This is a genomic window from Verrucomicrobiota bacterium (genome assembly GCA_039192515.1).
Lineage (GTDB): Bacteria > Verrucomicrobiota > Verrucomicrobiia > Methylacidiphilales > JBCCWR01 > JBCCWR01.
Genome location: JBCCXA010000033.1, coordinates 15,858 through 40,858, shown reverse-complemented (window position 1 = coordinate 40,858; position 25,001 = coordinate 15,858). Strand labels below are relative to the sequence as shown.

General features: G+C 41.8%; 19 protein-coding genes and 1 tRNA gene. 14 read left to right on the top strand and 6 right to left on the bottom strand.

The genetic code is table 11. From position 1 onward, the window contains the following. On the bottom strand, window positions 1-328 hold a 328-nt coding region (locus AAGA18_12880; protein MEM9446232.1), incomplete at its 3' end, for a hypothetical protein. 405 nt (window positions 329-733) lie between these two features. Here AAGA18_12880 and AAGA18_12875 point away from each other — a divergent pair. The 10 genes from AAGA18_12875 (at window position 734) to AAGA18_12830 (ending at window position 13,634) form a co-directional block, all read left to right on the top strand. Beyond that, a complete protein-coding gene (locus AAGA18_12875; GenBank protein MEM9446231.1) occupies window positions 734-1,093 on the top strand; it encodes a sensory rhodopsin transducer in 360 nt (119 codons plus the stop codon). A 169-nt stretch (window positions 1,094-1,262) separates the two neighbouring features. Next, window positions 1,263-3,482: a hypothetical protein gene (locus AAGA18_12870; GenBank protein MEM9446230.1), complete on the top strand. Its 2,220-nt coding sequence runs from the start codon at window positions 1,263-1,265 to the stop codon at window positions 3,480-3,482. A 63-nt stretch (window positions 3,483-3,545) separates the two neighbouring features. Then, complete coding sequence (locus AAGA18_12865; protein MEM9446229.1) at window positions 3,546-4,835, top strand: UDP-glucose/GDP-mannose dehydrogenase family protein; 1,290 nt, start codon at window positions 3,546-3,548, stop codon at window positions 4,833-4,835. A gap of 6 nt (window positions 4,836-4,841) precedes the next feature. Then, entirely contained in the window at window positions 4,842-6,107 is a 1,266-nt protein-coding gene (locus AAGA18_12860; GenBank protein ID MEM9446228.1) for an adenylosuccinate synthase, read from the top strand. A gap of 15 nt (window positions 6,108-6,122) precedes the next feature. Beyond that, entirely contained in the window at window positions 6,123-6,842 is a 720-nt protein-coding gene (locus AAGA18_12855) for an isoprenyl transferase (GenBank protein MEM9446227.1), read from the top strand. Then, window positions 6,843-7,694, top strand: coding sequence for a phosphatidate cytidylyltransferase (locus AAGA18_12850; GenBank protein MEM9446226.1), 852 nt, complete (start codon window positions 6,843-6,845; stop codon window positions 7,692-7,694). It abuts the gene before it with no gap. Then, entirely contained in the window at window positions 7,691-8,851 is a 1,161-nt protein-coding gene (locus tag AAGA18_12845; protein ID MEM9446225.1) for a 1-deoxy-D-xylulose-5-phosphate reductoisomerase, read from the top strand. Before AAGA18_12850 ends, AAGA18_12845 begins: the two co-directional genes overlap by 4 nt. 25 nt (window positions 8,852-8,876) lie before the next feature. Further along, on the top strand, window positions 8,877-10,349 hold the full coding sequence (gene rseP / locus AAGA18_12840) for an RIP metalloprotease RseP (protein MEM9446224.1): 1,473 nt from the start codon (window positions 8,877-8,879) through the stop codon (window positions 10,347-10,349). Continuing rightward, a complete protein-coding gene (gene ispG, locus AAGA18_12835) occupies window positions 10,349-12,133 on the top strand; it encodes a (E)-4-hydroxy-3-methylbut-2-enyl-diphosphate synthase (protein MEM9446223.1) in 1,785 nt (594 codons plus the stop codon). The genes rseP and ispG overlap by 1 nt, the downstream gene beginning before the upstream one ends. A 121-nt stretch (window positions 12,134-12,254) precedes the next feature. Continuing rightward, window positions 12,255-13,634 (top strand): adenylate/guanylate cyclase domain-containing protein, encoded by a 1,380-nt coding sequence (locus tag AAGA18_12830; GenBank protein ID MEM9446222.1) that lies wholly within the window; start codon window positions 12,255-12,257, stop codon window positions 13,632-13,634. 6 nt (window positions 13,635-13,640) lie between these two features. Here the strand turns inward: AAGA18_12830 and pdeM are convergent, their stop codons facing one another. Together pdeM and AAGA18_12820 are read right to left on the bottom strand one after the other, a co-directional pair. Continuing rightward, the gene (gene pdeM, locus AAGA18_12825) at window positions 13,641-14,306 is read right to left on the bottom strand and encodes a ligase-associated DNA damage response endonuclease PdeM (GenBank protein ID MEM9446221.1); all 666 of its coding nucleotides are present in this window, start codon (window positions 14,304-14,306) and stop codon (window positions 13,641-13,643) included. Window positions 14,307-14,320: 14 nt separating this feature from the next. After that, complete coding sequence (locus tag AAGA18_12820; protein ID MEM9446220.1) at window positions 14,321-16,777, bottom strand: ligase-associated DNA damage response DEXH box helicase; 2,457 nt, start codon at window positions 16,775-16,777, stop codon at window positions 14,321-14,323. A gap of 29 nt (window positions 16,778-16,806) precedes the next feature. On the opposite strand from AAGA18_12820, the gene AAGA18_12815 reads away from it, so the two are divergent. After that, window positions 16,807-19,497 (top strand): ATP-dependent DNA ligase, encoded by a 2,691-nt coding sequence (locus AAGA18_12815; GenBank protein MEM9446219.1) that lies wholly within the window; start codon window positions 16,807-16,809, stop codon window positions 19,495-19,497. A 29-nt stretch (window positions 19,498-19,526) separates the two neighbouring features. Continuing rightward, window positions 19,527-19,754: a hypothetical protein gene (locus AAGA18_12810; protein ID MEM9446218.1), complete on the top strand. Its 228-nt coding sequence runs from the start codon at window positions 19,527-19,529 to the stop codon at window positions 19,752-19,754. Between the two features lie 73 nt (window positions 19,755-19,827). Here AAGA18_12810 and AAGA18_12805 read toward each other — a convergent pair whose 3' ends face one another. Then, window positions 19,828-20,718 (bottom strand): tetrahydrofolate dehydrogenase/cyclohydrolase catalytic domain-containing protein, encoded by an 891-nt coding sequence (locus tag AAGA18_12805; protein ID MEM9446217.1) that lies wholly within the window; start codon window positions 20,716-20,718, stop codon window positions 19,828-19,830. 714 nt (window positions 20,719-21,432) lie between these two features. Here AAGA18_12805 and AAGA18_12800 point away from each other — a divergent pair. Next, window positions 21,433-21,508: transfer RNA gene (locus AAGA18_12800), tRNA-Arg, on the top strand. A gap of 117 nt (window positions 21,509-21,625) precedes the next feature. Here the strand turns inward: AAGA18_12800 and AAGA18_12795 are convergent. Together AAGA18_12795 and AAGA18_12790 are read right to left on the bottom strand one after the other, a co-directional pair. Beyond that, window positions 21,626-21,883 (bottom strand): hypothetical protein, encoded by a 258-nt coding sequence (locus AAGA18_12795; protein MEM9446216.1) that lies wholly within the window; start codon window positions 21,881-21,883, stop codon window positions 21,626-21,628. A gap of 476 nt (window positions 21,884-22,359) precedes the next feature. Then, window positions 22,360-22,953: a DALR domain-containing protein gene (locus AAGA18_12790; protein MEM9446215.1), complete on the bottom strand. Its 594-nt coding sequence runs from the start codon at window positions 22,951-22,953 to the stop codon at window positions 22,360-22,362. 561 nt (window positions 22,954-23,514) lie between these two features. Between AAGA18_12790 and AAGA18_12785 the strand changes: the two genes are divergently transcribed. Next, window positions 23,515-24,969: a malectin domain-containing carbohydrate-binding protein gene (locus AAGA18_12785; GenBank protein MEM9446214.1), complete on the top strand. Its 1,455-nt coding sequence runs from the start codon at window positions 23,515-23,517 to the stop codon at window positions 24,967-24,969. Window positions 24,970-25,001 lie beyond the last annotated feature (32 nt).

The following is a 25,001-nucleotide window of genomic DNA, read 5'->3' as shown; positions in this document are numbered from 1 at the left end:
TATTGGGTCTTTTAGAAGTAATCTGTAAGTTATCCATCAACAAAGGACCGCCCGCACCATTTGCCGAGCCGTCTCCAAGGACTGCATAAAAGCCGACCCGATGAACGTAACCCGAAAGAGAACCGCCTATCACGGCGCTGCCTACCGTAATATGGCCGTTGGAGCCCCTCTCGAATGTTAATCTACGCCAGTTGTTTTTATTAATGGAGCCCAAGTTATTCAAAAAGCCGGAACTGTCTTCTGTAAGTTTGCTGACACCCGGATGATTAAGGGTGTGATCTATAAGTTGTCCTCTAGTGGACGATGTAAAAATTAATCCACAAATCACCCATGCGAAGCAAATCCACCTAAAGTTATTGATTAATTTCATGGTTTATTCCGAAATGGTAAAAAACGTCATTTAACACGAACAATTCAGTAGTTAAATAACAATTTTTATTAACAAGAGTTTGTTTTTACAAATCAGGATATATCCAACGTTCTTGCCACTGCTTGATGAGTATCTGATGATCTTGTATGCAGAAGAAGGACAAGAAATAGAGTGATGGGTGTAATAGCAGTCTATAAAAGAAGTAATTCCATAAATCTAATGAGGTTGTTCTCTTTCGGCAGCTCATGTGGCTGTTCGGATTCCAGGTAGCTAGCAATTAAAACGGATGATGCCATGGCTTGGGAAATAGGTAGCAATTTGATGTTGCAAGTTGCACATAAATCGCTGGACTAGGAAATTCCTATGACTACTGGAGGAAAAAAGAAATGGATGGTGGCGGACGCTCGTTTTCAGTCTACACGGACTGGCGGTGAATATCTGTGCTTTCTCAACGCCAACGAAGAGGATGCGGCCGTTCGAATGGCCTTTTTATTTGGTGAGAAGAAGGCTCCAATCGAGGATGTGATTGTGGTCGTTAAAGCTCAAACAACGAGACATTTAGCTTTAGATCGTTCGAGTGAATTGGGTGGTATTAGCTTGCCAGAGAAAACAGCTTTTGGGATTGTCTTAAAAAGCGATATTCCAATCGTGGTCCAACATTCCAGATTGGTAAGCATTGGGGATCAAGAGGTTTTATTGTCCTCACAACCCTACAGTGAATAGCAATATATTAGTTAATGCGTAAAAATGCCGGACGATAAGTGATAGAAATTTGTGTTAGAACTTTTGCAAGACTAAGGGATTGTGTGACTTACTTTAATGTTGGCACAAGAGAATACAGATGATAATAAGGGAGCCATTGAAGTTTTCTATTATAACTAGCTGTAGCCTCATGGTGCTGTGCCTATTCAGCTCTGTTCTAAGGGCACAAGACGAAGCCGCGCGTATCCCTATTGAGATTACTTGTGATGGTGAGAATAGCTATGAGAATGGGGTCGCATACGCTGAGGGTAATGTAGTCGTTCGTTACGGAAGTGATGTCATATATGCTAATGAGGTGTATTTCTATAGTGAGAAGGGAATTGTAGAAGCGCGAGGTAATGTCCGTATTTTTGTAGAAGGACAAATTTTCAGAGGAGAATACCTTGAATACAAACTTGATAGTGGAGCAGTAGAGTCCAGGGATTTTATGACGGCAAGAGATAAAATCTTTGCCTATGGAGAAGAAGCATTTACACCAACTAGTGATAAGTATGTCATTAAGAATGGATGGTTAACTACAAACAATAGTGAAAATCCTAGTTACCGACTGAAAGCTAGCACCATCGAGATATACCCTGATGACTCTGTTGTCATGAAGAATGTGACAATCATGTTGGGTGAGGTACCTGTGATGTGGATACCCTACGTGAGTCAAGGTCTAGGTGAACAACGAGGGGAGTGGAATGTCGAGCTGGGCTCTACAACACGGTGGGGAATCTTTGCTTTGGGCAACTATAGTTTTGCCATGAATGAAAAGTGGTCTACCAATGCGCACTTCGGTTATAGGGGACGACGAGGATTTGGTGGTGGACTCGACTTTGACTTTCATCCTCGCGAGGGGGACATAGGTGAGTTTAGGAGTTTCGCTACCGTTGATAATGGATTTGATATTGATTCGGAAGCCAGGAGCTCTGTTCCCGATGAAGAAAGGTACCGCTTTGAGTATAAGCAGCGCTTCAATATAACGCCGGACATTTATGTGATCGGGGATCTCAACTTCTGGAGCGATAAGTTCGTCACACAAGATTTCTTTGAAGATGAATTTATCCAGGAGCGTGTTCCGGATAACTTTTTTGATGCGACTTATTATGATCCGAATTTTACAGCATCTTTAACGACACGATTTCAGATAGATGAGATGTTTGATACTCTAGAGCGCAAACCCGAATTACTGCTCGAATTTAAGAGGCAGAAAATTCCTATGACGCCCATCAGTTACGAAGGTCAATCAAGTATAAGTTATTTACAATACAAATTTGACGAAGACAATCCAATTGGCACCCGACCTCTTGACCCTAACATTGGATCACAGGATTCTGCAGGGGCATTTGTCAGCAATACTTTCAGTGCGTATCGCTACGACTCGTTTCATCAATTTCTCTACCCTCGGCAGTACTTCAACTGGCTAAGTTTTACGCCTCGCGTAGGCACAAGACTCACTCATTATGAGAGTGACACGTATACCTATAGTGGTAAGGAAGAATGGACAAGAGGTGCGTTTAATGCCGGTTTTGACGCTTCCTTCAAATTGAGTAAAACTTGGTTTGAGATACAAGATGAGAGATTCGCTATTGATGGACTTAGACATGTTATCCAGCCGTATTTGAACTACGGCTATACTTATGTCACGAAGCGTCCAGATCAATTTTTCTCATTTGATAATCGCTATGCTTCTACCCGAGCACAACCAATTGATTATTCATATTATAATTCTATAGATTCAATTGATCACTCAAACCGCCTTCGGCATGGAGTAGTCAATAAATTGCAGACAATGCGAGATGGGGAAAGTGTAAATCTAGCCGAGCTAAGAACTTATGCAGATTTTGAGATTGATAGAGGTCAGTATGAATTTACGCGCTGGGACTCATCCTATTCTGAGATTTTTAACGAGTTGACTCTTCATCCATTACCATGGCTCGAGTTTGACCTACATAGTGCTATTGGCGTTGCTGATGATAGTTATCATGAAGTGAATAGTGAGCTTACGTGGCAAGTACACCCTTCACTTGAGGTTGAGCTAGGCCAACGCTTTTTGCGTATGAATAACGATGCGACTTTTGTCGATCCCTTATATAGAGGGACCTTTTTTACTGAAAGCAATCAAATCACTACAGGCGTATTTTGGCGTTTGAATGAGAACTGGCAAATTGCCCAAGATCTGATTTTCGAAGCGGATGAGGGTCTTTTACAGGAACAGAGTTACACTCTTTATAGAGACCTTACCCACTGGAATATCTCTGCCACAGCAAAATTGCGCAGCAATGAGTTGATTGACGAGGAGTTTTTAGTATTCTTCAACTTCACGCTCAAGGCTTTTCCGCGAGCGTCCTTTGAAGTGGGTAATTAAAAGACTGCACTTGTTGTCTGCTTCTAGGATTCGAATTTATAACAATCACAAAAATATTATTGAATGAAAATAGCAATTGTAGGTTCCGGGTATGTCGGATTAGTAACAGGTACGTGTTTTGCTGAGGTAGGACATGAGGTTATATGTGTAGACAATAACAAAGAAAAAGTAAAAATGCTTCAAGCCGGGGAGATTCCCATTTACGAGCCAGGTTTGGAAGAACTTGTTCGAAAGAATGTACAACTAAAGCGTTTGAGCTTTACGGATTCTATTAAAGAGGGTGTGGATCATTCGAAGGTTATTTTCATAGCTGTGCCAACGCCTCCTCAGGAAGACGGTAGTGTGGACTTGAGTTTCATTGAAAAAGTAGCTCGCGAGATTGCAGAAGTTTTAACCGATTACCGTATCATCGTGGACAAGAGCACTGTTCCTGTGAAAACAGGAGAGAAAGTCTCGGAAACTATTCGACGTTACGCGATTAAAGATGTGGATTTTGACGTGGTTAGTAATCCAGAATTTTTGCGTGAAGGAAGTGCAGTAGCTGACCTCATGGACCCAGATCGGATCGTGGTGGGTGTCATGGGGCAGCGTCCTGTTGCCGATATGCGCGAGATTTATGCTCCATTTAAATCTCAAGTGATGATCACTGATATTAACAGTGCGGAGCTTATCAAGCATGCTGCAAATAGCTTTCTCGCTCTGAAAATTAGTTATATCAACGCGGTTGCAGCGATATGTGAGGAATCGGGAGCTGACGTCACTCAGGTTGCTGAGGGAATGGGTGCCGATCACCGTATCGGTAGAGCTTTCCTGAATGCAGGCCTAGGATATGGTGGGTCATGCTTCCCAAAGGACATCAAGGCTTTCATTAAAATTAGTGAAGAGCTTGGTTATAGCTTTGCCCTTCTAAAGGAAGTCGAGAATATCAATTACAATCAGCCAGAGCGTTTTCTAAAAAGAATGCGTGACAAGTTATGGTTGCTTAAAGATAAGAAAATTGGACAGCTCGGTCTAGCCTTTAAGGGCAACACCGATGACATCCGTTCGAGCCTGGCTATTGTCTTGGCAGAGAAAATGATTGCAGACGGAGCCGAGGTAAAAGCTTTTGATTACAAGGGCATGTCAAAGTGTAAAGAGCTTCATCCAACAATCCCTTTAGTCGAGAGTCCGTATGATGTAGCAGTAGATGCTGATGCTTTAGTGATTGCTACGGAATGGAAAGAGTTTCAGTCTTTAGATTGGGTTAAGATCAAACAATCAATGCGTACCCCAACAATCTTTGATGGTCGCAATTTGATGAATCCGGATGAGATGAAGGCTCTAGGATTTGAATATCACAGTGTAGGACGCTAGAGCTGAATGATGAATACGGTATTAGTCGGAGTTCAGTGGGGAGACGAAGGTAAGGGAAAAATAATTGATTTCTTAACCGAGGTAAATGACGTTGTAGTTCGCTCTCAAGGAGGAAATAATGCAGGCCACACAGTTGAGGTTGGCGAAAAGCAGTATATTTTGCACCTAATTCCTTCCGGTATTCTCACTAAAGCCAAGAAGTGTCTTATTGGTAATGGAACCGTCGTGGATCCGCTGTCCTTAGTGCAAGAGATTGAAGGCCTACACGAGAGGGGTATCAAGACAAGGGGCAGATTATACCTAAGTGACAGAGCCCACTTGGTGATGCCGTATCATCGTATAGCGGACGCAGGTAATGAAGCTAGCAAGAGAGTTAAGATTGGGACTACTAAGCGTGGCATTGGTCCAACATATCAAGATAAAATAAACCGAGTTGGTTTCAGAGTTCATGATCTGCTAGACAAAGATTCTTTTGCAGGGAAATTAAAAGCTCGTATTCGTGAGGTTAATAAAATTCACAAGCAGAATGGATGGGAAGCATTATCTGCCGCAAAGGTGAATAAATCCTTTATGGATGCTGCTGAATTGCTTCGTCCGTATATTTGTGATGGCATCCATCTTCTCCATGATTTTATGGATGCGAAAAAGAGAATTTTATTTGAAGGAGCTCAAGGAACGTTTTTGGATATCGATTATGGCACTTACCCTTTTGTGACTTCCTCAAATACCACGTCTGGGGGATCTTGCACGGGAGCAGGAATACCGCCTACGAGCATCAATACTGTTTATGGAGTTGTAAAGGCCTACACGACCCGAGTAGGTGAGGGGCCTTTTCCTACGGAAGAAGATTCTTTGGGTGACCTGCTTCACGGAATGGGTAGGGAGTTTGGGGCAACGACTGGTAGGGCAAGAAGATGCGGTTGGTTTGATGGAGTTTTGGCTCGCTTCTCGGGCAGAATTAATGGCGTAGATAAACTGGCTATCACAAACATAGACGGGCTTGACGGTTTAGAAGAAATAAAGGTTTGCGAGTATTATAAACTAGGCCGTAAGAAGCTTGATTATCCACCAAGTAATCCCGAGGCTTTAAAAGCCTGCAAGCCAATTTATACTACTTTTAAAGGGTGGAAGACCTCCACAAGTAAAGCACGCGAATGGAAAGACCTACCACTTAAGGCAAGGCAGTATCTGAAAGTTTTATCTGAGCTTTCGGGGAGCAAGATAGATATCGTTTCCGTAGGGCCTAAGAGGCAAGAAACCTTCTATGTCTGATGGACTCTGCGGTAAATGAATGAGAGTCCAAAATTTAAAAAAGTTCCTAAGCATGTTGCAATTATCATGGATGGTAATGGGCGTTGGGCCAAAGAGCGTAGCTTACCCAGACTTAAGGGTCACGAGCAGGGAGCTGAGGCGGTTCGCGAGGCCTTAGAAGCCGCCGCAGATATAGGCGTTAAGTATCTAACTCTTTATGCATTTTCAGTAGAGAATTGGTCTCGACCAAAGCCTGAGGTCGATGGCTTGATGCTTTTGCTAGTTGATGCCCTGAAAAGATATAAAAAAGATCTTATTAAGCGTCAAATTCGGTTCGACACTATTGGACGAGTAGAGGACTTACCACAAAAGGTACAACGCACTTTAAGCAATACGATTGAAGCAACTTCAAAAAATAGGAAAGGGACTTTGGTGTTGGCACTTAGCTATGGGGGAAGGACGGAGCTAGTTGACGCAGTCAAGTCTGTGGCGAATAAGGTTGCAGAGGGTGAATTACAAGCTAGTGAAATAGATGAAAACCTGATATCCAAGAACTTATATACGGCTAAAATGCCTGACCCTGATCTCCTCATTCGCACAAGCGGTGAAATGAGACTCAGCAATTTTCTCTTGTGGCAGTTATCATATACTGAGCTCTACGTGACTCCTGTCCTATGGCCCGATTTTAAGAAAGAAAACTTTTATGAAGCTGTTCGTGAATACAACAGCAGAAACCGTAGATTTGGAGGTGTATAATTGTTTGTTGCAAGGTTAGCATCTTTCTTAGTTATCTGGTCAATTATTATCACCTTGGTGGTATTCAAATTCTCAGAGGGGACATTTATCTTAGTCGCGCTCGTAGGGATTTTAGCGCAGTGGGAATTTTATCAGTTACAAAAGGGTAAGGGACTACATGTTTTCGCTAAACTTGGAACAAGTGCCGGTATAGCATTCTTTGCGGTTCTTTATTTTCAAATCTTTCATGCGGGTCTTACTGCAAAATATAGCAGTGTGACAGAGATCTTAATTTTCATGGGAATTATTTTGGCTTCTCTCTCAAGGCAAATATTTGATAAGGACCAATCTACACCAGTGGTATCGATCGCCCTAACGCTATTGGGTTTCTTCTATGTGCCTTATCTATTTAGCTTTATGGAACGGATTTTGTTTTGGCAGACCTCACAAATGGACGGCGCTTATCTGGTTCTTTACCTGGTAGCAGTCACCAAGTTTACGGATGTGGGTGCTTATGTTGCGGGTAAAACTTTTGGTCGCCATAAAATGAGTCCTACCATCAGTCCTAAAAAAACATGGGAAGGCTTTGTAGGAGGGTTGATTGTAGCACTCGGCTTCAGCTTGGCTTTAGTTTATTTTCTCCCCAACAATTTGGCCAGTTTATCGGGAGTACATGCTTGGGTTTTAGGGATTTTGCTGCCCGTTATCAGTGTCGTAGGTGATCTAGCAGAATCCGTGATCAAGCGGGATGCGAAGTCCAAAGACTCTGGGGGAACGATTCCCGGTATTGGAGGTGCCTTAGATTTAATTGATAGCTTACTCTTTACGGCACCACTTTTTTTCTCTTATCTGATACTTTTTGTTAAATTATGAAACGGGTCATATTATTAGGTTCCAGTGGATCGATTGGGGAAAGTACGTGTAAAGTTGCACGTCAGCTACCAGACCAAATGAAGCTAGTGGGGTTAGCTGTCAGCAGCAGCACACATAAGCTCTTAGAACAAGCGAAAGAATTTCAACCGGAAGCTGTTGCCGTCTATCAAGAGGATAAATTAAATGATATTACTGGAGAACTGCCCAACAGCTGTCGTCTTTATTCAGGAGCTCAGGGTTTAGTTGATTTAGTGAAGGAGACGGATGCAGAAATGGTTCTCGTGGCCATCGTGGGAACTGCAGGTTTGGAGCCAGCCTTAATTGCCCTCGAAACGGGCAAAGACCTGGCTGTGGCAAGTAAAGAGATTTTAGTGATGGCTGGTGAGCGAGTCACTTCTACTGCCAAGAAGTACGACCGGGCGATCTTACCAGTTGATAGTGAGCATAATGCTATTTTCCAATGTCTGGAGAGTCATAAGACCAATCAGGTCCGACGCCTCATACTCACCGCTTCAGGAGGTCCGTTTAGGTTGCTACCCAAGAATGATTTTAACGATATTACGCTTGCACAGGCGTTAAAGCATCCCACTTGGAATATGGGGCAAAAAATTACCATTGATTCGGCTACTATGTTTAACAAGGGTCTAGAAATGATTGAAGCTAGGTGGTTGTTTGATGTAGAGATGGCGAGAATTGATGTGCTGGTTCATCCTCAAAGTATCGTTCATTCCATGGTCGAGTATATTGACCACTCTATCCTAGCCCAGCTCAGCCACTCTGATATGTGCTTTCCTATCCAGTATGCTGTAACGTACCCAGATCGTTATGCCAATAACTTGAGGCCATTAGACTTCGCTGAACTAGGCCAACTTCTTTTTGAAGCGCCTGATCCAGATAAATTTCCAGCTCTTCGTCTCGCTCGAGAAGCTGGAGAGGCCGGCGGAACGCTGCCTGCTGTCCTGAATGCTGCGAACGAAGTGGCGGTAGATTATTTTCTCAAGGAAGACGCTAGATTCCCTCAAATCTGGCATACTGTAGAATCTGTCATGCAGGAGCATGACAACATTGCCAGTCCTGATCTAGATGCTATAATTTCGGCTGATAGTTGGGCAAGGCGGAGAGCGCAAGCAATTTACCAAGAGCTAGCAGCTATCTAAACTAATATTATAAGAAAAGAACAGGATGGATATTCTCACGATACTCAGTTTTATTATAACCTTTATAGGTGCTTTATTTGTTTTCGGCATAACGGTTTTTGTCCATGAATTGGGCCACTATCTTGCAGCTAAACAGCAAGGGCTAGTCATTGAAAAATTTGCTATAGGATTTGGTCCTAAAATATTTGGATTCAAGCACGATGGAGTCGAATGGGTCATTAATTGGTTGCCTATAGGTGGTTTCGTCGCCTTGCCTCAAATGGCTCCTATGGACATGGTTGAAGGTGAGACGGAGAAAAAGGCTGTGGACTTACCGGAAATATCGCCCAAGGCAAAGATTATCACCGCTTTCTTTGGTCCTTTATTTAGCTTTTTACTTGCGGTAGTAGCTGCAGTAGCTGTTTCTTTCATTGGTTATCCCAAAAGCATTGATTCTAAGACAACCACTATTGGCTTTTTTTCTGATACAAGCCCCGCGCAATCAGCAGGGATGGAGATTGGAGACAAAATTCTGAGCGTTAATGGCAAGAAGGTGATTTGCTGGCAAGGGCATCCTGATGGCCTCGTAGAGACAATTATCTTCAATAGTGATGGTAGCCCCTTAAAGATAGAAGTCGAGAAGGCATTAGGAGGTGTAAAAACATATGATGTCACGCCGGTAAAAAATCCTGATTTAGAAAATCTCTATACCATAGGGATCATGGCCGCCCAGGGTAATATCATGGTAGGGAACGTCATCGATAATTCTCCGGCTCAGAAGGCTGGATTGCAAAAAAATGACATCGTCCTAAAAGTAAATGGGGAAAAGGTTTATAACACCTTGCAAATCACAGAAAAGGTTGATGAAGCCCCGACTCAACCTATTGAGCTAATCATTGAAAGGGAGGGCAAAAAAATGCCTTTCAGTGTGAAACCTGAATATCCGGTTTATGATAAAGATGGGGAAAAAGTTCCATATGAGAGGCCTATTATAGGTATTGGGTGGGCAGTGGACCCTGAAAGAGATACTTATATTTATAAACCTTCTCCCATGGAGCAGATTGTTCATAACGGCACTTTGGTTTTTAGAGTTTTAAATGCCTTGATTACGCCTAACGATGGCATTAATGCTGGCCACATTTCAGGTCCTATAGGTATTCTAAGGAGTGTTCAGCACTCATGGCTTGCGGATTGGAGATTTGTTCTTTCGTTTTGTGTGATGCTAAATGTGAATTTAGCTATTTTAAATCTTTTACCGATCCCAGTGCTGGATGGTGGGCATATAGTCATTTCTATTGTTGAATGGATCAGGAGGCGTCCAGTCGAGGGTAAATTCCTTTATGCAACACAGTCGGCTTTCTTTGTTCTCTTGATGGGTTTTATATTATTTGTGACATTCAAAGATCTTTCCCGGGAAGTTAGGGGCTTTAAACAAGGGCAAGAGCTATCTGAGATAAGAGAAAAAAATAGAACACTTAGTTTCCCGGAAAAACCAATTACGATTAAGGAGAGCCAGTAGTGAAATATTGCTCAGATCCCCTTACTTATAAACGTCGCAAGACGCGAGAAGTTACTGTAGGTAAAGTAAAGATAGGTGGAGAGAACCCTATACGAGTTCAGTCCATGATTACCTGTGACACAAAGGATACAGATGCTTGTGTCAAACAGACTTTAGAATTAGTTCAAGCTGGCTGTGAAATTGTTCGAATTACTGCGCCTACTGTTAAAGATGCAGCTAATCTCAAAAATATAAAAGCTGAACTAGCTCGTCAAAATTGTGATGTTCCCCTTGTAGCGGATATTCATTTCAAACCTGCTGCAGCGATGGAAGCTGCCCAGTGGGTTGATAAAATTCGTATTAATCCAGGAAACTTTGCAGACAAGAAAAAGTTTAATGTTCGTGAGTATACTGATGATGAGTACGAAGATGAGTTGCTTCGCATTGAGCAGGAGTTTTTGCCGCTATTGTATTTGATCAAGGAGCGTAAGATTGCACTACGTATAGGCACAAACCATGGATCATTATCCGATCGAATTATGAATCGCTATGGAGATAGTCCGTTAGGCATGGTTGAAAGCGCATTGGAGTTTGCCCGCATTTGTAGGAAATTTGACTTTCATAATTTTCTTTTTTCCATGAAAGCCTCGAACCCCAAAGTCATGGTAAATGCTTACCGTTTGCTTGTTTCAAAGCTTAACAGACATGGCCTTGATTGGAACTACCCAATTCATTTAGGTGTTACCGAAGCTGGAGATGGTGAGGATGGTCGTATTAAAAGTGCCATTGGAATTGGATCCTTATTGTGTGATGGACTTGGTGATACTATACGCGTTTCTCTAACGGAAGATGCCATTAACGAAATTCCTGTGGCCAATGCCATGGCAGTCTTTGCTGAGAAGCAAAGTCATTATCCTTCTTCTCAACATGAGATAGTACTTAGTTATGATCCATTTGAATACACGCGCAGACATAGCATGGAACTTGATATGCAAGGAGTGCCGTGTGGGGGTGAAAATACAACTCGTGTCTTTGCTATTAAAAGTGTTTTTGAAGGCCTGAAAGACAGACTCAAAGCTATGGGTGATACGGCACCTGAAATTGTTTATGAGACTTCAGATGTCTTGGAAATAGATCTTACGGATGAACAACAAATTAAGGAAATCAACACCTTGGAAGAACCCAAAATGGTGACTGTCAAGGATGGAACAGAATTGTCCCCAGTCACTGCCTTTCGAGTTCTTGCTTCTAAAGTACACCCCATGCACCCGATTCTGCTCAAAGACACTTTCCATCCTGAGAGAGAGTATGACATGATGCAAAGCTTATTGATGTCCTCGACTTATATTGGATCACTGATTTGTGATGGAATTGGAGACGCTATATTAATTAGATCTGAAAAGGCCCCAGGCGCTAGTATCCGATTGGGTTACAATATTTTGCAAGCGAGTGGAAATCGTATCTTTAAAACAGATTATGTCGCTTGTCCTTCCTGTGGTAGAACTCTCTTCGACTTGCAAACGACAACGGCACGTATTAAAGCTGCAACCGATCACCTAAAAGGGGTACGCATTGCTGTGATGGGTTGCATTGTTAATGGCCCAGGTGAAATGGCAGATGCTGACTTTGGCTACGTGGGAGGCGCTCCTAGGAGAATTAATCTCTATGTTGGGAAGACTCCTGTGAAGTTTAATATACCTGAAGATGAGGCCGTTGATCGACTTGTTGATTTGATTAAAGAACACAACAAGTGGGTAGAACCTTCTAATGAATCGGAAGAAGTGCCAACCGCTGCAGCTATCTAAATTTTGGTTTTGTTTGTTGAAGCCTAGCTCAAGCTTTAGTCCGGTTATCTTATAACTAATAGACTATAACGCCTTTATCTATACTGGATAAGTGCCGCCTTATATGTTAAAGGAGTTTGTCATGCAATTCCAAAGGAAGGTAAGCAATTGGATAGGTGCTTTCATGGGGCCTATTTTTAAAAGAGTTGAACTGAGCAAAACTGCTAAGCGAATTCTCCGTGAAGAAGAGTTAAGAGGGGAGAAAATTACTAATTTCGTCCGTTACATTTTCGGGTTTCTTGCATTAGGACCGACCTTAGTTATTGTGATCCAAGCAGGGGTGCCTGCTGGAATTATTGTCAATCTTTCTGCTTTTGCTATCTATTTTGGATTAACTGGTACCCACACTTTTGCTCTGGCCAATAGCGGTTCAAGAACTAAACAGGCCTTTCGAATTCTGGTTATTTTTGTGGATGTTTGTGTGGTGACACTTATCATCGCATTTTGGACCGGATATAAATCTGCTGACGCTCCAGCATTTGCTTTGAAGAATCCAACGCTTTATTTCTTCTCTCTTGTTATCATCGCACCGGTGCTTCAATACAGGATGAAGCTGGTAATATCTGCCTTAGCTTTTGTCCTCTTAGCCTATGCTGGATTTGTGATTTGGACTTGGGTGGTCGGATATCAATCCACAAATAACTGGCGAACATACATTATGGGAGAAGGTCTCGTAGCATCTGATGTTCTCTTTAGTAGGCCAGTGGTATTTATTGGCCTTGCTCTAGCAGTTGCTTTTTCGATACGCCAATCGCTACATATGATTGCCCGAATAGGTGAGGCTGAGGCAAAACGCACCGTGCTAGCTCGCTACTTTTCACCTTCAATTGTAGAGGATATTACACAACATCCTGAGGAGGTTCGTCAGGCTCGTCGACAAAAAGTGACCATCCTTTTTTTAGATATCAGAGGATTCACACGATTTAGTGAAAACCTTGAAGTTGAATCTTTGGTCGATTGGTTGAGGGATTTTCGTGCTGAGATGACGCAAGCCGTTTTTGATCACGGTGGCACACTTGATAAATATATTGGTGATGCAGTGATGGCTACGTTTGGGACTCCACATGCTGACCCCCAAGCGGGTGGAGACTCTATTCGTGCGGTTAAGGCCGCTTTTAGCATGTTTTCAAGGTTAGAGAAATTGAATGAGCGTTGGACTAAAAAAGGGTTACTACCTATAAGGATAGGAATTGGTTTACACACAGGAGAAGTTGTGGCTGGAAACATTGGGGAACAATTACAGATGGAGTATACGGTTATTGGAGACCCCGTAAACACGGCATCTAGGATAGAAGGACTCTGTAAAGCCTTGGGCCGTGAATTGCTCGTTTCAAAGGCTGTTTATGATGAAGTCATGCATCTATTTGAAGGTGAAGAGATGCCTCCAACAGAAGTCAAAGGAAAGAAAGAGCCCTTGAGGATCTTTGCACTATCTAATGATGTTCTTAACCAAAAAGCGTGAGCTATCTTATGAGAACCAAACTTTTTGAGGTAGGTGTAGAATCTGGTTATCAACAATTCCAAAGATTTGAGAGTTAGGTTCTGGCTGGATTGTATAATGGCCTGTAAATGAGCCAAATGAGGGTAATAAGGCGCTTTGTTCTCCAAAATAGAAGCAAGGGATTCGTGTAGTTCTATGGCCCCTGTCTTTGACTTTGATACTAGGGTGAATGTGACCAGCAATGTTGTATAAACCTATTTGGTTTTGCGGTTGATGAGATAGCAGAAAGGGTTCAATGGAGAAGCTGTTTTTCATTAATTCTATGTTCCATTTTACGGGGAGATCACGGCAAGATCGATCATGATTACCTTCAATAAGCATTATTTCTAATCTGTTATGTTCTTTTTTCCAATTGGAAAAATTCATAATAGTGGGGGCTGAAGCGCTTTCTTTAGCATGAAATAAATCTCCTAAAATAATGAGTTTTTGAGGTCTAGTTTTTTTCAAGAGAGTGGTTAATCTTTCTAGGTCATATGGGTCACTTCCTTCAGGCACCGGAATACCTCTCGCACGAAAGACAGCTGATTTACCAAGGTGTAAGTCACTGATAAGTAGTGCCTTTTGTTTTTGCCAAAAGATTGCTCCTTCAGGATAAAGAATAAGTGTTTGGTTCTGTAAGCTGAGGCTATGCATCTAATCCACTGATTTTATATGGTACTTAGCAGCTTATTTGAATCATCTTCTAGCTTAGAAACCATTTCTTGTATACGGTCGTGCCATGTTTCTGAAGATACTTCCGTGTGTAGAATTTCCGCCCAAAGAGGAAAAGCCATAGGGGTGAGTCTTTCTGTTACTTGATACCGCACAGGAATTTTCTCAAGTCTTTCCAAGGTTTTGCTTAAGCGGGTGAATTCAAGTTGTCCTTCTAATATTTCTCTTTGCGATTGCTGAAGAAGTAGGTTTTTAGGATCGTAATTCTGAAACATGTCATAGAGTAGAGTAGAGGATGATTGTAATTGTCTCATCTTCTTTCTCTGTCCGGGATAGCCTTTGATGATTAATCCAGCTATACTCGCGATGTCGCGAAACTGTCTTCTCGCCAATTCTGTAGCATTCATGCAAGCTAATAAGTCATCGAGCAACGATTCCCTAGAGATTAAGTGACGAATCATGAGTTCATGAAACTCAATTTTATTAGACGTCTGTAGTGAAAAGCCATAGTCATTTGCAGCGGTTTTTAGGGTAGTTTTGTGATTTTTAGTGAGTCGATAAGCTATGAGAGAGGATAACCCTTGATTAACTAGGCGACCTGCGAAAGGGTAAAAGCTGATATGAAATTGGCGAGGCAATTTAGTGGATTCGACTAGAAGACATCCATTGTGAGGAATACGAGACTCTGATTCTTGAATAGATAGAATAGGCGCAACTGCCAGCATTTCAGGATCTCTTGAATTTTTTTCAATAATTTTCTTACTGACAGCTTCGGCAAGTTCTGAAGAAAGCGGAGCACGACCTCCCTGCCAACTTGGCGTATGTCCCGAGCGTCTTGTAGCAAGTCTTACGTAAGCAGTCATATCGCGAAAGCGTATCAGTTGAAGTTTTTTACCTGCAAATTGAAAACTGTCATTAGGTTTTAATTTGCTAATAAAATATTCTTCAACACTGCCTAGTGTTTTACCCGAGATGAATTTGACTAGCACTTCACTACTCCCAGTAATGGTACCAATGGACATGCGATGCATTCTGGCCAAAGGGGAAGAGTTAATTGATAGAATTCCTTTTGCATCTATCACAACTTTTCTGTACTGCGGGTAGGCCTTGAGAACTTTACCTCCGTTGCTAACAAAGTCCACGGCCCATTGCCATTGTTGCTCGCTCAATTGACTGAAGGAATAAGTGGATAACACCTCACTTTGGAGTTCAAGAAGAGCAGTTTTGCCTTCTAATGCAATGGTGTTGATATGTTGCAAGAGGACATCAAGTGGGTTAAGACAAGGAATTCTGCTTTCTATTTGATTGGCCTTTAATGCGGATCTTGCAGCCGAAAATTCAATCAACTCAAAAGCGTTCGTGGGGACTCCTATAATGCGGCTTGTTTGACCCGGTTGATGTCCAGAGCGCCCTGCCCGCTGCATAAGCCTGGCGATACCCTTAGGTGAGCCAACTTGAATCACTTGATCAACAGGTGTGAAATCGACTCCAAGATCTAAGCTAGAGGTGCAAACAACCACTTTAAGTTCTCCCTCTTTTAATTTTCTTTCAACTTCCAGACGCATTTCACGGTCAATGGACCCATGGTGTAAAGCAATCTTCTCTTTCCACTCTGGTCGCTCTTTGAGAATGCCTTGGTACCAAAGTTCTGTTTGTGATCTGGTATTCGTGAAGAGGAGTGTGGATTTTACATCATTAAGTTGCTCTACAACCTGTGGGACTAGTTTTAGGCCCAAGTGACCAGACCAAGGGAAATTTTCAATCTCAGGTGGTATGATCGTAGATATTTGTATTTTCTTATTTAGTTTACCCGAAATTATCTGACTATGATTAGCGTGCTGTTTGCCTAAGAGGATTCGCATGGCTTGCTGAATGTTACCTAGAGTGGCTGACAAACCCCAGATTCTCAGAGAGGTGTTCCAAGCTCTAAGTCTGGCAAGGGCTAACTCCGTTTGAACGCCGCGCTTGGTGCCAAGAAGTTCATGCCATTCATCGACAACGACACACTGCAAGAATTTGAATCTTTCTCGCGTTTCAGGGTAAGTAAATAGAAGGCTAAGAGATTCTGGGGTGATAATGAGGATAGAGGGGTATTTTTCACGCTGCTTTTTGCGTGAGTAAGCGGAAACATCTCCGTGTCTAGCGCCTAAATTCCAAGCTATCTTTAAGTCGTCGATTGGTTTTTGAATGGACTTTAGTGTATCATTAGCAAGAGCTCTTAATGGAGTTATCCAGAGAATTAGCAGCCCTTCAAGCTTCAAGCCGTTCGCTTCATGATTAAGGTGATCTAATAAAGGACCACCAAGAACTGCATAGGTTTTACCTAAACCTGTTGGCGCGTGCAGAAGTCCACTCTTGCCCTCTAAGTAGGCTTTCCAGGTTTGTTTTTGAAAAGGAAAGGGCTTCCATCCCTGCTTTTCAAACCAATTAGTAAGTAGATTTGTGCGCGTCACTTTTAATGATTATAATACGGTCTACTAAAATGGCTAACGATTGGAAAATTCAGCAATTTCCTCACGGTATTTTATTGCCTCAGATCGATCTATGGTTGGATGCTCGTATCCCGCAAAAGTGCTCATTTATTTCGCATGCGCACTTTGATCATATGGCTAGGCATCAGAAAGTCATTACATCTCAGTGGACTGGTAGACTGATGCGAGCTCGATTATCTGGCCTAAAGGAATCCGTAGAGCTTCCTTATCACCAACATCACTTGCTGGAGACTGGAACTGAATTGCAGCTCTATCCTGCAGGCCATATTTTAGGTTCTGCTCAGCTACTATTAAAAAGTGAACTCGGAAGTTTACTATATTCAGGAGATTTCAAGCTACGTGATGGATTGTCTTCGGAGCCTTGTCAGCCAGTCCCCGCTGATGTGTTAATCATGGAGACAACTTATGGGTTGCCTCAATATATATTTCCCCCAAGTCAGGAGGTGATGGCAGATATCATCAAGTTCTGCATAGAGGCTGTAGAAGACAACAAAGTGCCCGTATTATTTGGTTATTCACTAGGTAAAAGCCAAGAGTTACTTAGTTGCCTGAGTCAAGCAGAGCTTCCAATTGTATTGCATTCAAGCATTTATCGTATGACAGAGATTTACAAAAAGCTGGGAGTCAAGTTTCCTCCTTATGCAAAGTTCTCAGGCGAGTCCCTATCTGGCAAGGTTTTGCTTTTTCCTCCCAATGCTAATAGGAGTTCGGCACTACAAAAAATTAGTAATCGCGTCACAGCTGCTATTACGGGCTGGGCTTTAAATCCAGGAGCTGTTTTTCGTTATCAATGTGATGCCGTTTTTCCCCTCTCTGATCATGCTGATTTCAATGACTTAGTTCGATATGTTGAATTAGTTAAGCCTAAAAAAGTTTATACTGTTCATGGGAGTGCAAAAGAATTTGCGCTTCATTTACGAAACTTAGGCTTTGAGGCTTGGGCTCTAACAGGAGATAACCAACTAGAGTTTGATTTATTGCAGCAGACAAAAACTCCTCAGCTAGCGAAGGGTGGCGAAGCAATCCTTCAACCTAATAGGGAGTTACAACAGTTAGCAAGACTTCTCGATGAATGTAGCAGGATTACAGGAGTTATCTCAAAGGTGGAAATGATATCCAAATATTTCTTAGATCTAGTTGCCAAGGAAACGGGTGAGAGAAAGCTATCACTGGCTGTTAATTATCTCTCAGGTAGAGCTTTTCCTCAGAATAACCAGAAAAAATTAAATGTTGGCATTGCTTTGCTAAGGAGAGTGGTATCTCAGGTAGCGGGCCGGAACAAAGGAGAAATCAGAGAGGTATATCTCAGGCACCAAGATACGGGCTCCGCCTTCGAGGAGCTCTTACAGGGATATACTCAGCCAGGATCTCATTTTAGTTTAATAGAGCTTGATGAGTCTTTATCTCTCCTAGCGGATGCTCGTAACCCTGGTCAGAAATTGAAGTATTTACAGGCCCTATTTCTAGACTTAGAGCCTACAGAAATTAAATGGGTCGCTAAATTTATAACTGGTGATCTAAGAGCGGGAGTTAAAGAGGGTGTAATTGAGGAAGCTATTGGTAAGGCTTTTTCTTACCCTGCTGATAGTATCAAGGATGCTTCTATGCTCTTAGGAGATCTTGGTCAAACGGCAATCCATGCGCACAAGGCAACACTAGATCGAATCAAACTTTCTTATTTCTCACCCATAAAGCCTATGCTCGCTAGTCCTGAAAAAGACGCGGAAGCATTAATGACACGAAGTCAAGGTCGATGGTATGCAGAAGACAAAATGGATGGTATCCGGTGTCAATTACATAGAAAAGGAAATGAAATTCAATTATTCTCTAGAGATTTAAACCGCATAAATACCATGTTTTCAGAGATCCTAGAGGCAGCTTTAAGTTTAAAAGAGGATTGTGTCTTGGATGGTGAATTAGTGGCCTTTCAAGATGAAAAAGCTCTTCCATTTGCCTCATTACAAAAGCGGCTTGGTCGCAAGGAAATAGACCTCTTTTTAGAGGAAGATATACCAGTCTGTTACTTCGCATTCGATTGCATGAAAAGGGGTGAAGAAATGCTTATTTATAACTCATGGCGCAAGAGACAAATTGCTCTACAGGCGCTTTTATCCGATCAAAATTCCAGTCACTTAAGGATATTGCATTATCAATTAGCAGAATCTACTCAGAAAATAGAGGAGCTGTTCTGCAGAGCCCGAAGAGTTGGAAATGAAGGGCTAATCCTTAAGAATCCGGAAAGTAATTACTCTCCAGGAAGAAGGGGAATGCAATGGTTAAAACTGAAGAAAGCCTATGCAACTATTGATGCTGTGGTCATAGCTGTTGAACAGGGCCACGGCAAACGAAAAGAATATCTTTCTGACTACACTTTTGCGGTTAAAGGACGAAATGAAGAATTGTTAACTATTGGTAAAGCTTATTCAGGTCTATCCAATCAAGAATTGGAAGAAATGACGGAGGTTTTCAAAGGGCTAACAATTGAGGTGTCAAAAGGCAGATATCATAAGGTTGAGCCCAGGATAGTGGTCGAGATTGCTTTTGATTCGATCCAGTCGAGCAAGAGACATGACTCGGGACTGTCTTTGAGATTTCCGCGCATTCATCGCCTGAGGTTGGATAAAAAAGCCGATGAAATAGATACGCTAGACCAATGTTTGCGATTAAAGGGCGACCATTAAAAGACATGAATAGATAGGAATAGAGATCAATGCTTAAAAAAGTAGAAAAAACAACATACATCCTGCACTGTGAAAAGTGTGGTAAGAAAGAGGCTGGAGCAATCGTTTGTAAGAATTCGCGAGTGCAATCAGACGCAGAGTTCTCAAAATTTATCGTTCAATGGGACAATAAAGGTGTGAATTCGGCGCCAAGATTGACTTCTGCTAATTGTAGAGCCTGTGGCGATGCCGCTGGCGTTGAGAAGTTACTAGGGTAAACCTAGTTTTAACTCAAGCTATCAAATAGATCTTAGAGAGACTTATTGGATCAGGGTGATAATAAGGTCTTGATTAGAGATCTGGATTTTGCATTTCTGCGGCTCTCACTGTATTCGCCATTAGCATAGCTATAGTCATAGGGCCTACTCCGCCGGGATTTGGAGTGACATAACTTGCGGTCTGGCACACTCCATCAAAATCGATGTCACCTACCAAGCGATAGCCTTTGGGCAGGGAAGAGTCTTCCACACGGTTTACTCCAACATCGATTACAATTGAGCCAGTCTTAATCATATCAGGTTTAAGGAATTCTGCTTGTCCCATAGCAGCCACTATGATGTCAGCCTGCAGGGTGTAATCGCTAACATTTTGCGTCCGAGAATGACATAATGTAATAGTAGCATTTGCTCCATCAGCTTTCTGACATAACATAGCAGCTAAAGGTTTGCCCACGATATTTCCTCTTCCAAGGATCACGACATGCTTACCCTGAGGATCTATGTTGCTGCGGGCCAGTAATTCACAGACTCCAGCTGGTGTGCAAGAGCGAAAACCAGAAGTATCTCCTAGCAGGAGCTTACCAACATTTATAGGATGAAACCCATCCACATCTTTCTCCGGTGAAACACTGGAGAAGATAATAGTTTCACTAATGTGTAAAGGGAGAGGAGCTTGAACTAAAATCCCATGAGTGGAAATATCCGCATTAAGGGCAGCAACTTTCTTAAGGAGTTCTTCTTGACTGGTATCCTCAGGTAGCACAAGTGTTCGGGCGATAATTCCCAGTTCTGCTGCCTTTTTATCCTTCATGTTTACATAAGCACGCGATGCGGGGTCTTCTCCTACCCTGATAAAGCAAATAGCTGGTTTAATCTCCCGAGATAAAAGGATTTCAACCCGATCTTTTGTTTCATTATGAATCTCGGAAGCTATTTTTCTTCCATCGATAAGTTCTGCTGACATACCAAGAATTGAACGGACCTCTTATTCAATTGGAAAGCAAAAAGTTGCGGTAATGCGAAAACCAAGTTTTTCAGTCCTTAGTACTTAGAAACGCTGCCAAAAGCTTCTTCTATTTATAAATAAATGTATGATACGAATGACCAATTTTATTCATTAGAGCATAACTTTTTTAAACAAAGTATGTATGGCAGTATACTGCCCCCGTTTAAGTGCAGCCGCTAAAAAGTAAAACAAAGGCAATCTTGAACCCTTTCTTGTATGACTCGGTTTTCATCTCAGCTTAATGTATATTAAGGTTACGTGGTTAAAGATAACGTTGTCATTCTATTAATGCAATTCTTGATATGCACTTGGCTTCTCAGCCTATTACTTCAGGGTGCCCGAGGTTTTGACTCTTTGAAATTCTCATTTTTTCATATGATAGCTTAGTGCTCTTTCTTAAAGATTGGACTAAATTCAAGAAAAAGTTAATCTAAGCATTTAGAGCAGATTCATTCTATATAAATTTTTCTCAATGGATAGTGACTTGCCAAATCATTTAAAATTACTAGGCTGCATCACTTATTCTTAGATTATAAATCAATAAACAAATGAATGCTGTAAAGAAGACATGTTATCAAGGTCTTAGTGTAATCTCAAAACTGTTCCATTGTGGATAGCGAATTGAGATTTAGTCTACGAGCATTTTCATAAGTTTAAGAGCGTGAATATTTTGCGCCCGTAGCTCAGTGGATAGAGCAGTGGATTTCTAATCCATTGGTCGCAGGTTCAAATCCTGCCGGGCGTGCCACTTAGACAGAAAATTTAAATAGCCGAAAAATCACTTGTTTCTATTGATTTACCAGAGATCAATTGGCGAGGCATCAAGACAAGCCATATGGGTAGTGTAAAGAGATAATGAGAGCGCTTACTCGTTAGCAAATCCAAACTGATCCAACATACTTTTCACTATCTGAGAGTATTCTTCAGGAAATAGCGAGGCTTCGCTTGGACATGCCATGTAACCCATAACTTTAGCGAAGGAAGTTTTGCAATTTTGAGTTTGTGGATGACTTAAAAACACTTCTAAAGCCTTGAGATAGTTCTGAAAATCAACATCCAGCAGCGAAGCATTCTCAGAGAGTCTTTTCCAGGTTTCTTGGGTATCGGCATTATACTTAAGCATCAGATCTAAGAAACGTTCAGCAGCTTGAGGAGCTGCTGAATTCTTGGATAATTATTTTGAGAATAGATTGGTCTATTTGGGATTGAAACCCTTTTTCAAGAAAATGATTCCACAGGATTTGTTGAGAAGTAATGGCTTTTGTTTTTTTCTCGATAAGTTGTTTAAAGTGAGTTTTATTTTGCATAACTTTATGCATCTCTTCATCAGTTAATGAATTGATGAGAGGTCAGTGTCTGCGAAAGTCAAGCAGATCAAACACTTTCTTGAGCAGACGAAAGCAATGCTTGTGATGCCGAGGCCAAAAATCGGGAATTTGATTTAAGCAAAGGGCTAGATGTGACGACAGCAACGGCATCATGTGTATGAATGCAGATCAGACCAAGAAATTGACGAAGGAACAGGTCTATAGCCACTCCAATGTTTTCCATCCCAAATGCGTTTTACAGGTAGCCGGAGCCGATTACGGCAAACGGTATTCATGACTCGATTTCCACTAGTACCAAATCGTAGCCGCTCGTGCTATCTCGAACTTCCCAACCTTTTTCACGTAAGGTCTCTCGTAGCTTATCCGCTTCTTGCCAATTACTCACATTTCGAGCCTCTTCACGTTGGCGTGCTAAGGCTTTGATCTCGGGCGGAGCAGTGGATTCGGGAGCTCTCTTCTTTGATTGGGAGGGAAGTCCCAGCAGTAGTAGTACTCGTGCGAGATCTCGCCGAACTGCCTTATCTTTGCTGCTATCGCTACCTTTCAGATTTCTGAGGGCGCTATTGAGGGCTCCGAGAGCTTTTGGAGTGTTGAGATCATCGCAAAGCGCATCAAGTGTGGGCCTGAAAACAGATGTTTCCATAGAAGCATAGTTAATATGCTCTATTGCTTGAGTATCGACATTCTTAGTGTATTCAAGGATACGTTCGAGGGAGTGAGTGGATGTGGCAAGTGATTCCCAAGTGAAATTGAGTGGTTTGCGGTAGTGTCCAGAAAGCAAGAGATAGCGCAGTGCTTCAGAGGTAAAACCTCGTTGAATCACTTCATTTTTTCGGCTCAGCGTGTTGTAGAACGAGAGTTTCACGGATTTATACGGATGTCCTGTTTAGTGTGAACGATGTCATAGAAATTGAAGGTTTTCTGATTCTCTTCATAGTGTAAGGCGTTGCTCAATGTATAGCTGCAGCGTGATAGCTAGTTGAAATCCGCTAGCTAAATTTGAGTTACAAACATGAGAAACTTTCGCCAAGTATCCTTTGCTTGATTACTGGAATGTTGACTTGCAAACAAAGGACAGACTAACCGATTTAACCGGCGTTAATTCATCGGGCAGGGTCAGTAAATTTTTCTCTTGAATACAAAATTATTAATGAGAAAGATTTCGCCAATATAAATGCAAGTCACTCTCACGACTAATAACTCTATGGGTTCAAAGCTAGTGCCAAGATCTTGTTTAGTATTTTAAGCTTCTTGTGTATAATAAGGCGGTGTACAAATAGGGCCTATACTTCACTATCTAAAACAGCAAAGCCTCGATTGATGCCTTTTACTGGTAATCATTTTTTCTCATGATGCGATAGGATTTGACGAACCTAATCATTTAATTACACTTGCAATAATATAACTCTAACTATCTGATAGATCTATGAGTAATTCATTCAATATCGTTAAAAAAGTAGGGGTAAGTCTTTTGACAACAATGTTGTGCTCAGCCATGGGTCTAGCTGAACTACCTTCCGGCTGGCTTTCGACTGACATTGGTAATCCAGCTCTTTCTGGCTCTACAACATACGATAGCAACAGCCATCTATTCGTCATCCATGCTGCTGGTCAGGATATATGGGAACGTTCCGATCAATTCCATTTCCTTTACCAGCCTACCATCGATAATTTTTCAGTAGAAACTGGAAATATTAGTGGATTGCTTCCTTATTCTGGGGTTCATCCATGGGCAAAGTCAGGCGTCATGATCCGCGAGACCCTAGATCCAGATAGCCCATATGTTTTCTTCTGTAATACCGGTAACAATGGGTTGCGTATTCAGTGGAGAGATACCAAAGGCGTGTTAGCAAAGGATTTTAATTGGGTCTATGGTCTTGATCTTGAAGGAAATCAATTATTTTTGAAAATTGAGAGAGTGGGTAACATCTTTTGTTTTCTAGTATCAAGCAACCAAGGTGGATTTTTTGACGACCGTGGGGTCTTTTTAGTTGCGTCATTAGAAGTTGCAATGACAGATTTTGTTTACGCAGGAACCGCTGTAACAAGTCACGATGCCAATCAATTGATTAGCGTTGAGATTCAAGATTTCCGTACCGATATCGCAATGCTAAATACGCCTGCCACATCAACAATCTTTGCTGTAAATTCTGGAAGTAATTCAAGTAGTGGGGAGTTCCAATCCGATCGTTCATTTATAGGGAATAGTTACAGGTATAGAATCAGCCATGTTCCAGATTTTAACGGAAGCGCCCCTGATAGGGTTTATCAAAGGGAACGCTTTGGACGCGATTTCTCTTATCAGATAAACACTGGTAGAGGACAGTATTTTGTAAAACTATTTTTGGCAGAAATATTTTTTGATGCACCAGGGAAACGTATTTTTGATATAACAGTAGAAAATGGGCTTGTTGTGGATGATTTAGATCTCTTTGCAGAAGCTGGTAAAAACAATGCATTCGATATAGAAGTAGAAAATGTTTATGTAGCTGGAGACGGCATATTAGACATTGATTTTTCTGCCACAGTCAATAACGCCAAAATCAGCGGAATTTTAATCAACAAAGCGCCTTATCCAATCAACCCAGGTGCTGGCGCTCCAACTCCGACCTATAACGACCTATTACCGAAAATTCTATTTCCACTTGAAGGCATAGAAGATCTAGATGGGCCCGAACGCTTATTCATAAAACAAGCCATTACTTTTCCAGACAACTACGGAGTTGTTGGGACATTAGAGATAGTAGGTGATGCGGTGATTTATACGCCGGATCCTCTCACGCCATTCCTTGGTCCCTCTATTTGGTCTGAGTCATTCGAAGTTATTGTATCAGATGGTCTAAGCGATACTTCTGTCTTTTATTACCCATACTTCGAATAAGAAATGGATCTTCGCAAAACCTCTAAGTCTCT

What these genes read in the sequence shown, in the direction of transcription:
- AAGA18_12875 (MEM9446231.1), top strand. Translation starts at nt 734, where the DNA reads ATGACTACTGGAGGAAAAAAGAAATGGATGGTGGCGGACGCTCGTTTT.
- AAGA18_12870 (MEM9446230.1), top strand. Translation starts at nt 1,263, where the DNA reads ATGGTGCTGTGCCTATTCAGCTCTGTTCTAAGGGCACAAGACGAAGCC.
- AAGA18_12865 (MEM9446229.1), top strand. Translation starts at nt 3,546, where the DNA reads ATGAAAATAGCAATTGTAGGTTCCGGGTATGTCGGATTAGTAACAGGT.
- AAGA18_12860 (MEM9446228.1), top strand. Translation starts at nt 4,842, where the DNA reads ATGATGAATACGGTATTAGTCGGAGTTCAGTGGGGAGACGAAGGTAAG.
- AAGA18_12855 (MEM9446227.1), top strand. Translation starts at nt 6,123, where the DNA reads ATGAATGAGAGTCCAAAATTTAAAAAAGTTCCTAAGCATGTTGCAATT.
- AAGA18_12845 (MEM9446225.1), top strand. Translation starts at nt 7,691, where the DNA reads ATGAAACGGGTCATATTATTAGGTTCCAGTGGATCGATTGGGGAAAGT.
- rseP (MEM9446224.1), top strand. Translation starts at nt 8,877, where the DNA reads ATGGATATTCTCACGATACTCAGTTTTATTATAACCTTTATAGGTGCT.
- AAGA18_12830 (MEM9446222.1), top strand. Translation starts at nt 12,255, where the DNA reads ATGCAATTCCAAAGGAAGGTAAGCAATTGGATAGGTGCTTTCATGGGG.
- pdeM (MEM9446221.1), bottom strand. Translation starts at nt 14,306, where the DNA reads ATGCATAGCCTCAGCTTACAGAACCAAACACTTATTCTTTATCCTGAA.
- AAGA18_12815 (MEM9446219.1), top strand. Translation starts at nt 16,807, where the DNA reads ATGGCTAACGATTGGAAAATTCAGCAATTTCCTCACGGTATTTTATTG.
- AAGA18_12810 (MEM9446218.1), top strand. Translation starts at nt 19,527, where the DNA reads ATGCTTAAAAAAGTAGAAAAAACAACATACATCCTGCACTGTGAAAAG.
- AAGA18_12805 (MEM9446217.1), bottom strand. Translation starts at nt 20,718, where the DNA reads ATGTCAGCAGAACTTATCGATGGAAGAAAAATAGCTTCCGAGATTCAT.
- AAGA18_12795 (MEM9446216.1), bottom strand. Translation starts at nt 21,883, where the DNA reads ATGCTTAAGTATAATGCCGATACCCAAGAAACCTGGAAAAGACTCTCT.
- AAGA18_12785 (MEM9446214.1), top strand. Translation starts at nt 23,515, where the DNA reads ATGAGTAATTCATTCAATATCGTTAAAAAAGTAGGGGTAAGTCTTTTG.